Here is a 9,818-nt window from a genome sequence, read left to right on the forward strand (position 1 = left end):
AACGATGAGACAGCAACCGGCATCACCGAAGAATCGGCCGATGTGGTGATCCTCGGCGCGGGCCCGGCCGGCCTCGTCCTCGGCAACCTCCTGCACCGGGCGGGCATCGACTGCGTCGTCCTCGAACGCGCCGACCGCGCACACCTCCACGCCCGCGCCCGGGCCGGCTTCCTCGCCCGGAACACCGTGCGCGTGCTGGACCGGCACGGCCTCGCGGACGGCCTGCACCGCCACGGGAAGCCCCACACCACCTGCGAGTTCCGCACCGGCGACGGCCGCTTCCGGCTCGACTACGCGCACCTCGGCCGCGGCGAGTCCCACACCGTCTACCCGCAGCAGAACCTCGTCGCCGACCTGCTCGCCTCCTACCTGGACGCCGGCGGCCGGCTGCACTTCGGCACCGAGGCCCACCGGGTGATCGGCACCGACGGCGACCGCCCCGCCGTCGAGGCGAGCGGGCCGGACGGCCGCCCCGTCCGCTGGCGGGCCCGCTACGTCGCCGGCTGCGACGGCCGCCACGGCGCCGCCCGACGCTCACTGCCGCCCGGCGCCGTCGTCCACCACCACGACCACGGCCTGTCCTGGCTCGGCCTGCTCGCCGAGGCACCGCCCAGCCTGGACGCCGTCGGCTACGCCGTGCACCGGCGCGGCTTCGCCGGCCACATGGCCCGCACCGACCGGATCACCCGCTACTACCTCCAGTGCGAGCGCGGCACCCTGCCCGAAGCGTGGAGCGAGGAGCACATCTGGCAGGAGCTGGAGGTGCGGCTGCGCGCCGCCGAACACGGCCCGCTGCACCGGGGGAGCATCGTCCAGCGCGCCGTCGTCGACCTGGAGTGCGACGTCGTCGAACCGCTGCGCCACGGCACGCTGCTGCTCGCGGGCGACGCCGCGAGCCTGATCACCCCCTCCGCCGCCAAGGGCGCCAACCTCGCGGTGCTGGAGGCGGAACTGCTGGCCACCGCCCTCGTGGACGAGCTCGCCCACGGCGACGGCCGCGCCCTGGCCGGCTACTCCGACCGCTGCCTGGAGTACATCTGGCGGGCCCAGGAGTTCTCGCACTGGATGGTCCGGCTGCTGCACGCCGTGCCCACCCCGCACGGCGGCCCGTCCTCCTTCGACGAGGGACTGCGCCGCGCCCGCCTGACGGCCCTGCGCACCTCGCGCGCCCAGCAGGACTGGTTCGCCGAGAACTACGTCGGCCTCTGACCCCCCCCCGAGCACCCTCTCCCGCACCAAGGACGCACCACGATGACCACCGAGGACGACACGTCCCGCCTCCGCGCGACGGCCGACTTCGTCCGCCGCCACGACACCGCCACCCTGCTCCCGCTCCTCCTGCCCGGCCCCGACGACGCCCACCTGCGCACCCTCACCCGCCATCTGCGCTTCCTGCACGCCGCGGTGCTGGTCTTCCCGCCCGACACCCGGACCCTGCTCGCCGACCTGACCGCCTGCGGCCTGGCCGCCGACACCCCGCCCGGCCCCAGCACCGTCGTCCGCCGTCGGCTGGCCGAGCGCCACCGCCGCGAGCCGGCCGCGCTCGACGTCACCATCCGGCGCCCCGCCGTCCCCGGCACCGGCCCCACGCCCCGCACCGTCGAGGTGTTCGCGCTGACCGTGCCGCCCGGCTCCGACCTTCGAGCGCTCGCCGACCACGAACGCGCCCACCAGCACGAGGCCCACCTCGCCTTCGAGGTCCTCCACCCCGAACCGCTGCTCCTGCGCGGCCTGTGCGCCCTGCTCACCGAGTACGGCGCCACCCCCGACGGCGGCGGCCACAACCCCCACGAGAACGGCACCGTCCTCTACTTCACCGCACCCCCCACCGCCCGGGCCGGCTACCGCCGCCTGGAACTGTACGCACCGGGCGAGCACCCCGACGCCCTCGCTGCCCACCTGGCCGCCTCCACCGCCCGTCCGCCGGCCGAGACCCTGCTGCGCCTGCTGACCGGCGCCTGGACCACCCAGGCCCTCGCGGCCTTCGCCCGGTTGCGGCTGCCCGAGGCCCTGGCCGACGGCGAGGCCGTCCCCACCGCCACCCTCGCCGCCCGCACCGGCACCCACCCCCGCGCCCTGGCCACCCTGCTGCGCTACCTCGCGATGCTCGGCGTCGTGGCACCCGAGGGCGACGGCCACCGCCTCACCGCCGCCGGCGTCCTGCTGCGCGAGGACGCCGAAGGCTCGATGCGCCCGCTGGCCCTGCTCTACGGCGGCCCCTTCTACCGCTCGTTCGGCGCACTCGACCACACCGTCCGCACCGGCGAACCCGCCTTCGACCACCTGTTCGGCGAGAACCACTTCGACCACTTCGTCCGCGACCCCGCCCTCGCCGACCTCTTCGACCGCTCGATGGCGGCGAGCGCCCGGATGTTCGACCCCGTCCCCGACCACCCGGCCCTCACCGCCGCGGCCCGCTCCCCGGCCGGCGCCACCGTCGTCGACGTCGCCGGCGGCAACGGCGAACTCCTCGCCCGCGTCCTCACCGCCCACCCCCGCCTGCGCGGCGTCCTGCTGGAACGCCCGCACGCCGTCGAGGCCGCCCGCGCCACGATGGCGGCGGCGGGCTGCGCCGACCGCTGCGAGTTCCGCGCCGGCGACTTCGCCGACGTCCCCGAGGGCGGCGACGTCTACCTGCTCTCCCGGGTGCTGCACGACTGGGACGACGAACGGTGCCGCGCGATCCTGCGCCACTGCGCCCGCGCGATGCCCGCGCACGCCGACCTGCTCGTCGTCGAACGCCTGCTGCCCGCCGACGGCTCGCCCTCGCTGGCGACCGCCTGGGACCTCCACATGATGTGCAACGTCGGCGGCCGCGAACGCCGCGCCGACCACTACGCCGCCCTCCTCGCCGCCGCCGGCCTCGACCTCCGCGGCCACAGCCCGCTCCCGCTCGACGCCGCCCTCCTGCACGCCCGCAGGGCCGCCGCGCCGCGCGAGAGCGCAGGACAACAGGGGGTGGTGGCGGAGTGAACGCCGGGTGACCAGGGCAATGGTCCGGACAGTTCCCCGGTAGTACAGCGAAAGCGAGCCCCCACCTGGATCTCGGCGTGCGCTGGAAGCTGCACGGTGACGGGCGGACGCCCGCACCGGGAGCGGTCGTCCGCCCCGACGAACGGCTCTCCTGGCCCCGGACGGCGGGGCTCGGCACCCAGCACGTGGTGGCCGTGTTGGGCGCGAGCCTTGTCGCCCCGGAGCGTTGAAGAACCTGGACCGGCTTGTTGGGGACCAGCTGGGGACCTTGCGAGCGGCATGGCTTCACCGTGCTGCGCACCACCCGGACCCCGTGGCTGGGCCCGCCGCTCGGCGGGGTGCCTGTGAGTGGGGGTCACAGGATGAACGGGCGACTGGTTGGCGGGGCGGCCGGGGGACAGGATGGCCGGGCTGCGCGGCATTTCCTGTCCCTATGTCACCCCGAAGGCAGTGATCATCCTTGACCAGTATCTCCGCGGCTCCGCCCGGTGAGAGTGCGGCCTCGTTCGACCGGTTGCGCTACGCGGGCGTCTTCGTCCTGCTGTTCCTGTTCGGCACCGAGACCTTCCTGGTCTCGCCGCTGCTGCCGACCATCGCGGACTCGATCAAGGTCAGCGAGGCGGCCGCCGCGTCCAGCGTCACCGCGTACGTGCTGGTCTACGCGGTGTTCGCGCCCTTCCTCGGCCTGCTCAGCGACCGCTTCGGGCGCCGCCGCACGCTGGTGGCCGGGACGGTGCTGTTCGTGCTCTCCAATGTCGGGGCCGCCGTCTCCACCGATCTGACGGGCCTGGTGCTCTCCCGGGCGCTGGCCGGGCTGGCCGCCGCCGCGGCCGGGCCGGCGATCTGGGCGCACATCGCCGAGACCGCCCCCGACGCCGTCCGGGGCCGGGCGCTGGGCCTGGGCATGGCGCTGTTCTCCTGCGGCCAGGTGATCGGCGTCCCGCTGGGCGGGTTCCTGGCCGGGGCGGCGGGCTGGCGGTCGGCGTTCTGGGCGCTGGCCGTCGGTACGGCCCTGGCCGTGCCGCTGCTGCTGCGGCAGGTCCCGGCGGGCGACCCGGCGGCGGAGCGGCCGGCCTCCGGCGGGGCCGTCCGGGCGCTGCTGGCGGGCTGGGGCGACCCGGTGTTGCGGCGGGCGCTGCTGGTGAACACCGTCTTCAACGCCGCCAACCTGGGGACGTTCACCTTCCTCGGGGTGGTGCTGGTGGAGCGCTTCGACCTCTCGGTGCAGGCGCTCGGCCTGGTCGGCGTGCTGGTCGGCGCGGGCAGTGTGGCCGGTTCGCTGCTCGGCGGGCGGCTGGGCGACCGGGCCCGCGCCGCCGGGCGGCACAACCTGCCGCTGCTGCCGGTCTGGGGCGCGCTGCTGGCGCTCGGCATCCTGCTCACGGTCGGGGGGCCGGGCCTGCTGGTGGCGCTGGTGGGCGTGGTCGTCTGGTTCGTGGCCAGCGGCGGCTTCGTGACGGACCAGCAGACCCTGGCCGGCACGGTCGCCCCCGAGCTGCGGGCCACCTCCAGCGCCTGGCTGACCTCCACCATGTACGCGGGCACCGGGCTGGGGGCCTGGGCGATCGGGGCCTACGGCGACGCGGCGGACAGCACGCTGGTGGTCGGCCTGGTGCTGGCGGTGGTGGCTGCGGCCGGGGCCCTGCTGGTCAGCACCTCGCTGCGGAACCGGCAGGCGGCCGGCTGATCGGCGCCGGAGGGGAGCACCGAAGCCCGTACGGGGTTCCGTACGGGCTTCGGCGTGTGCCGGGGCGGTGCGGTCAGCCCGCCTGCTGGACGGGCAGCGGGCGCAGCGGGCGGTCCACCAGGTCGGTCATCCGGCTGCGGTCCTCGGCGGCGACCGGGGTGAAGAGCAGCACCAGGGCGGAGGGGTCGTCCACCGGGTGGAAGGAGGAGAGCGAGAGCCGGACGGGCCCGACGCCGGCCGGCTCCACGGTGACCGTGCGGGCGGTCAGTTCGGCCACCGAGTGGCAGCCCCACCAGTGGCGCAACTCCGGTGCGTCCTGGTCGAGCCGGCGGTAGAGCTCGCCGGTGCGCGGGTCGGCGAGGGCCGGGCCGGCCTGGGCCCGGAAGTGCTGGAAGACGTTCATGGCCAGCGGCTCCCAGTCGCGCAGCACGCCGCGCAGCCGGCGGTCGGCCGCCATCAGCCACATCAGGTTGCGCCGGTCGGCGGGGACGGCCTCCGGCGGGCCCCAGAGCGCGCCCCAGGCGGCGTTCCAGCCGAGCAGGTCGAAGTGGCGGTCCAGCAGCACGGCCGGGCTGGCCGGCCAGGAGTCCAGCACCGGCTGGACGGCGTCGGCCAGCCGGGCGGCGGCGCCGTCCGCCGGGGCGGCCGGCTCGTGGTAGCCGGCCAGGCGCATGGCGTGCCGCAGCCCGGCCGCGTCCAGCCGCAGTGCCCCGGTGACCGCCTCCAGGACCTGCCGGGAGGCGGTCACCCGGCCCTGCTCCAGCCAGGTGTACCAGGCCAGCCCGACCCCCGAGAGCGAGGCCACCTCCTCCCTGCGCAGCCCCGGGGTGCGGCGGCGCGCGGTGGACCGCAGGCCGACGTCGGCGGGCTTGAGCTGCTCGCGGTGGGCGCGCAGGAACGCGCCGAGTTCGTGGCTGGCGAGGGGAGTTGACATGGCGTTGGCTCCTCTGGGGGCGGGGCTGCGTCGTACCTCAGACTAGAGCGGCAGCCGTGCGGGCGGGTCGCTCCCGGTGGCGCGGGCGGATCAGCGCGGCGCCAACCGCCAGAGCCGTACCGGCATGTGGCTCACCCAGCCGCGTTCGGCCTGGCGGCGGGCGGCGCTCTCGCCGACGGCCGTGAAGAAGGCGGGCCGCAGGGCGGGGGCCACCAGCCGGCTGTAGTAGTCGCCGAAGGTGGCCGCGTGGAAGTGCTCGTACTGGGCGGCGTCCTGGACGGTGACCACGGCGTCCCGCTCCAGGTGCGACTCCACGGTGAAGAACTCGCCGAGCAGTTCGGCCAGGTCCTCGACCGTACGCGTCCGGGTGGCGATCGGCAGCACCTCGCCCTCGCTGAACACCTGCGGCACCAGGGCGGGTTCGGTGCCGGTCGCGATCAGCGCGTCGCGGACGATCTCGTCCTCGCCGCCGAGCCCGTGGGCGTCCCGGGCGGGGTGGTAGGTGGTGAGCAGGAAGCGGCCGTCGGGGGCCAGCCGGTCGGCCACCCAGCGGAAGACGCGGTGCTCCACCGGGTACAGCCAGTGCAGCACCGAGGTCATGGTGACCACGTCGGCCCGGACGTCCAGCGGCTTCGGATCGGTCAGGTCGGCCCGGTGCAGGACGGTGCGGCCGGGGAAGCGGGCCAGCCGCTCGGTGGCCTCGGCTATCCGGTGCTCGGAGCGCTCCAGGCCGACGGCGAGCCGCAGCGAGGGGTGGCGGTCGAGGGCGGTCTCCAGCAGCTGGCCGATGCCGCTGCCGAGGTCGACCAGGGTCTGCGGGCTGCCGGTGACCTGGTCGAGGACCCAGTCGCGGTCCTGGACCTGGCGCAGCCGGCTGGCGTCGGCGTAGCCGGCCAGCGTGCCGGCCTGGATCTCGATGGCGGATGCGGTCACTGCCGGGCCTCCTCGGGGGCGGTGCCGGCCGCGGTGGCGGCGTGCGGCTCGGGGGCGGTGTCGATCAGGCGCAGCAGCCGTTCGCGGGTGCTGCTCTGGTCGTAGCGGTTGAAGATGTTGATCCGGTTGCGGGCGAGGTCGCCGCGGTGGACGTACTCGTAGAGGTCCTGGCGCTGGCCGAAGCCGTCGCCGGTCAGCTCCCAGGCCAGCCTGAACAGGCGGGACTTGTGCTCGGCGTCGATGTCCTTGCCGCGCATGTAGCGGTCGATGTGCGGGCGGAGCCGGGGGTTGGCGAGGTCGCCGGCGGTGGGCTGCATCAGCAGGCCGGAGGCGCCGATCCTCCGGACGATCTCCACCGCGCTCGCCGCCACCTCGGCGGACCAGACCCGGCTGGCGGCGGTGTCGCCCGGGGCGAGCAGCCCGCTGTCGGTGACCCGGGCGCGGGCCTCGGCGGCGTCCAGGAAGTACTCGGTCAGCTCCGCGTACCCGGCCAGCCGGCCCAGGTCCTCCTGGATGTTGCGGAAGCCCTTCACCCCGATCGACTCGGCGACCAGGGTGGCGGTGGCCAGCAGGGTGCGCAGCCGCTCCCGGTAGCGGACGTGGCCGATGTAGGCGCTCCACGCGTTGATCCGGCCCAGGCCCACCCGGGCCAGCTCGCCGTCGCGCAGGAGGAAGACGCGGTCCCAGGGCACCAGCACGTCGTCGAAGAACAGCATCGCGTCCTGCTCGTCGTACTTGGCGCCGAGCGGGTGGTCGTGGCCCCACGGGGCGCTGCCCAGCGGCTCCCGGCAGAGGGTGACCAGGCCGGGGGTGTTCAGCGGCAGCGCGAACCAGACCACGAACTGCTCGCCGCGCCGCTGGGTGAAGGAGGCGGAGAGGTATACCAGCACCTCGTGGGCCAACGGGGCGAGGGTGGTGAGCTGCTTGGCGCCGCGCACCACGATGCCGCGCTCGTTCTCCTCCAGGACGCGCAGGGCGAGGTCGGGCTCCTCCACCGGATCGGCGGAGCGGTCGATCTGCGGGTCGCCGAGCGCGTGCGAGAGGACGAGGTCGTTGTCGGCGCAGTGCCGGTACCAGGCCTCCGCGTTGGCGCCGAACCGCTCGTCGTTGCGGGCCAGCTGGTGGCGGAAGTCGTAGACGCCGAGCGCGATGGAGGCCATGAAGGAGGGCGAGCGGCCGTGCTGGCCCAGCGCCTCGGCGTGCCAGAACTCGGCGCTGCGGCGCTGGAGGCGCAAGTCCTCCAGGGTGCGCGGCGGGGCGTAGGCGCGGGCGATCCGGCGGCCGGTGTCCGGGTCCTGCACGGTCAGCAGGTCGCGGTGCTCGGGGTCGTGCTGGAGGTCGAGCAGCCGGGCCAGCTCCAGGGCGGCGGGGCGGAAGGCGGGGTGCTCGGCCGGGTCGGCGACACGCTTGCCGTCCAGGTAGAGCTCGCGGCCGTCGTCGAGTTCGGCCAGGTACCGCTCGCCGGTGAGCAGTCCCCGTGCGGTGGCCGGTGTGTCCAGCAGGGTCATGCGGTGGCTCCTGTCGAAGTCATGGTCGGGGCGTCGGTGGGCTGCCGGTCGGTGGGCTGCCTATTGGAGGGTTGCCTGTCGGCGGGCTGTTTGTCGGTGAGGGCGGGTGCGGGACCGGTGGGGGCCGGATCGGCGAGCGGGTGGGCCAGGGCGCGGTAGCGGCCGTCGTGGTACAGCAGCGGCTCGCCGGGGGCGCCGTCGGTGGCGACCACCTCGCCGACCAGCAGGGCGTGGTCGCCGCCGGGCAGGATCGTGTGCAGCCGGCAGTCGAACCAGGACAGGCAGTGGTCGACCACCGGCGCGCCGGTCACCTCCACCCGCATCGGCACAGTGGTGAACATGCCGAGCGCCCGGCCCGCGCCCGGGGTGGCGAAGCGGCGTCCGACGGCCTCCTGGCGCGCGGTCAGCACCGACACCGCGAACCGGCCGGAGTCCCGGACGGCCGCCGCCAGCGGGCTGCGGGCGGCCACCGCCACGCTGACCAGCGGCGGGTCCAGGGAGAGCGTGCCGAAGGAGGAGACCGTCTTGGCGAAGACCTCGTCGCCGTCCCGGGCGGTGAGCACCGCGACCCCGGTCGTCCAGTGGCGGGCGGCCGCCCGGACGTCCTGCGGCTCCACCGGCCGGTGCCCGCGCACGGGGCTCATCGGAGCGCCACCCGGTACGCGCGCAGCCACTCGTCCAGCTGCACCAGGTGGTCCAGGCCGCCGACCGGGTTGGGCGCGGTGCGGGGGCTCGGCAGCGGCCGGCCCTCGGCCAGCAGCCGGCGTACGGTGGCCCGGTCCACCAGGTCGAAGACCGGCGCCTGCGGGTCGGCCAGCAGGGCTTGCGCCCGCTCGGTCAGCACCTCCGTGTAGCGGACGGCCGGGGTGGACGGGTAGCCGCTCTTCGGCCGGTCCGCCACCTGCGGCGGCAGCAGGTCCCGGACGGCGTCCCGCAGCAGGCCCTTCGGTCTGCCCTCCGGCGCCTTCAGCGCCCAGGGGACGTTCCACAGGTACTCCACCAGCCGGTGGTCGCAGAACGGCACCCGGACTTCCAGGCCGACCGACATCGACACCCGATCCACCCGGTCCAGCAGCGGTGGCAGCCAGCGGGTCAGCGCCAGGTGGAACACCTCGCGCACCCGGGCGTCCGCCGCCGACTCGCCGGCCAGGCGCGGGACTTCGGCGATCGAGTCGCGGTAGGCCGCGGCGGTGTACTCGGCCGGGCGGACCTCGGTCGCCACCTCCGCGCGCAGCAGGTCGGCCGGGGTGGCGCGGCCGTGCAGCCAGGGGAAGGTGCCGGAGGCCAGCGCCGCCGCGTCGTGGAAGTACGGGTAGCCGCCGAAGATCTCGTCGGCCGCCTCGCCGGACAGCGTCACCGTGGAACGCCGGCGCACCTCGCGGAACAGCAGGTGCAGCGAGGCGTCCATCTCGCCCCAGCCCGGCCGGTCGCGGGCCGCCAGCACCACGTCCCGGGCGGGCAGCAGGTCGTCGTCCGGCACCAGGACGGCCGTGTGCAGCGTGCCGATGTGCTCGGCGGCGGCCTGCACGTACGGTGCGTCCAGGGTGGTGCGCCAGGCGTCCGGGGTGCGGTCGGCGCTGCCGGGGAAGTCCACCGAGAAGCTGGTGATCTTGCCCTGGCCGGCCCGCTCCCGGGCGATCGCGGCCAGCGCGGTGATGGCGCTGGAGTCCACCCCGCCGGACAGCAGGGTGCAGAGCGGCACATCGCTCAGCAACTGCCGCTCCACCGCGTCCGCCAGCAGCTCCCTGACCGTCGCCCGGGTGCGCTCCGGAGAGTCCTCGTG

General features: G+C 75.4%; 8 protein-coding genes and 1 pseudogene. 4 read left to right on the forward strand and 5 right to left on the reverse strand.

What is annotated here, in order from left to right:
• Nucleotides 1-42: 42 nt before the first annotated feature.
• From ACFU74_RS13990 to ACFU74_RS14005, 4 genes and pseudogenes are all read left to right on the forward strand, one after another.
• On the forward strand, nt 43-1,209 hold the full coding sequence (locus tag ACFU74_RS13990; protein WP_380756099.1) for a 4-hydroxybenzoate 3-monooxygenase: 1,167 nt from the start codon (nt 43-45) through the stop codon (nt 1,207-1,209).
• Between the two features lie 42 nt (nt 1,210-1,251).
• Nucleotides 1,252-2,973 (forward strand): methyltransferase, encoded by a 1,722-nt coding sequence (locus ACFU74_RS13995; RefSeq protein WP_380756083.1) that lies wholly within the window; start codon nt 1,252-1,254, stop codon nt 2,971-2,973.
• Nucleotides 2,974-3,038: 65 nt separating this feature from the next.
• Nucleotides 3,039-3,194, forward strand: a pseudogene (locus tag ACFU74_RS14000) (nitrate reductase); the annotation flags it as partial.
• Between the two features lie 239 nt (nt 3,195-3,433).
• Complete coding sequence (locus ACFU74_RS14005) at nt 3,434-4,660, forward strand: MFS transporter (RefSeq protein ID WP_380756085.1); 1,227 nt, start codon at nt 3,434-3,436, stop codon at nt 4,658-4,660.
• A gap of 73 nt (nt 4,661-4,733) precedes the next feature.
• Here ACFU74_RS14005 and ACFU74_RS14010 read toward each other — a convergent pair whose 3' ends face one another.
• From ACFU74_RS14010 to ACFU74_RS14030, 5 genes are all read right to left on the reverse strand, one after another.
• Nucleotides 4,734-5,594, reverse strand: coding sequence for a helix-turn-helix domain-containing protein (locus ACFU74_RS14010; protein WP_380756087.1), 861 nt, complete (start codon nt 5,592-5,594; stop codon nt 4,734-4,736).
• A 90-nt stretch (nt 5,595-5,684) separates the two neighbouring features.
• The gene (locus tag ACFU74_RS14015) at nt 5,685-6,527 is read right to left on the reverse strand and encodes a class I SAM-dependent methyltransferase (protein WP_380756089.1); all 843 of its coding nucleotides are present in this window, start codon (nt 6,525-6,527) and stop codon (nt 5,685-5,687) included.
• Entirely contained in the window at nt 6,524-8,035 is a 1,512-nt protein-coding gene (locus ACFU74_RS14020; protein WP_380756091.1) for a 4-hydroxyphenylacetate 3-hydroxylase family protein, read from the reverse strand. Before ACFU74_RS14020 ends, ACFU74_RS14015 begins: the two co-directional genes overlap by 4 nt.
• Nucleotides 8,032-8,679, reverse strand: coding sequence for a flavin reductase family protein (locus ACFU74_RS14025; protein WP_380756093.1), 648 nt, complete (start codon nt 8,677-8,679; stop codon nt 8,032-8,034). The genes ACFU74_RS14020 and ACFU74_RS14025 overlap by 4 nt, the downstream gene beginning before the upstream one ends.
• A partial coding sequence (locus tag ACFU74_RS14030) for an asparagine synthetase B family protein (protein ID WP_380756096.1) occupies nt 8,676-9,818 on the reverse strand: 1,143 nt, incomplete at its 5' end. The genes ACFU74_RS14030 and ACFU74_RS14025, both read right to left, overlap by 4 nt.

This window comes from Kitasatospora sp. NPDC057500 (assembly GCF_042802195.1).
Classification (GTDB): Bacteria; Actinomycetota; Actinomycetes; order Streptomycetales; family Streptomycetaceae; genus Kitasatospora.

Excerpts from the sequence above, each read along its gene's own strand:
- ACFU74_RS13995 (WP_380756083.1), top strand. The coding sequence starts at position 1,252 with ATGACCACCGAGGACGACACGTCCCGCCTCCGCGCGACGGCCGACTTC.
- ACFU74_RS14010 (WP_380756087.1), bottom strand. The coding sequence starts at position 5,594 with ATGTCAACTCCCCTCGCCAGCCACGAACTCGGCGCGTTCCTGCGCGCC.
- ACFU74_RS14020 (WP_380756091.1), bottom strand. The coding sequence starts at position 8,035 with ATGACCCTGCTGGACACACCGGCCACCGCACGGGGACTGCTCACCGGC.
- ACFU74_RS14025 (WP_380756093.1), bottom strand. The coding sequence starts at position 8,679 with ATGAGCCCCGTGCGCGGGCACCGGCCGGTGGAGCCGCAGGACGTCCGG.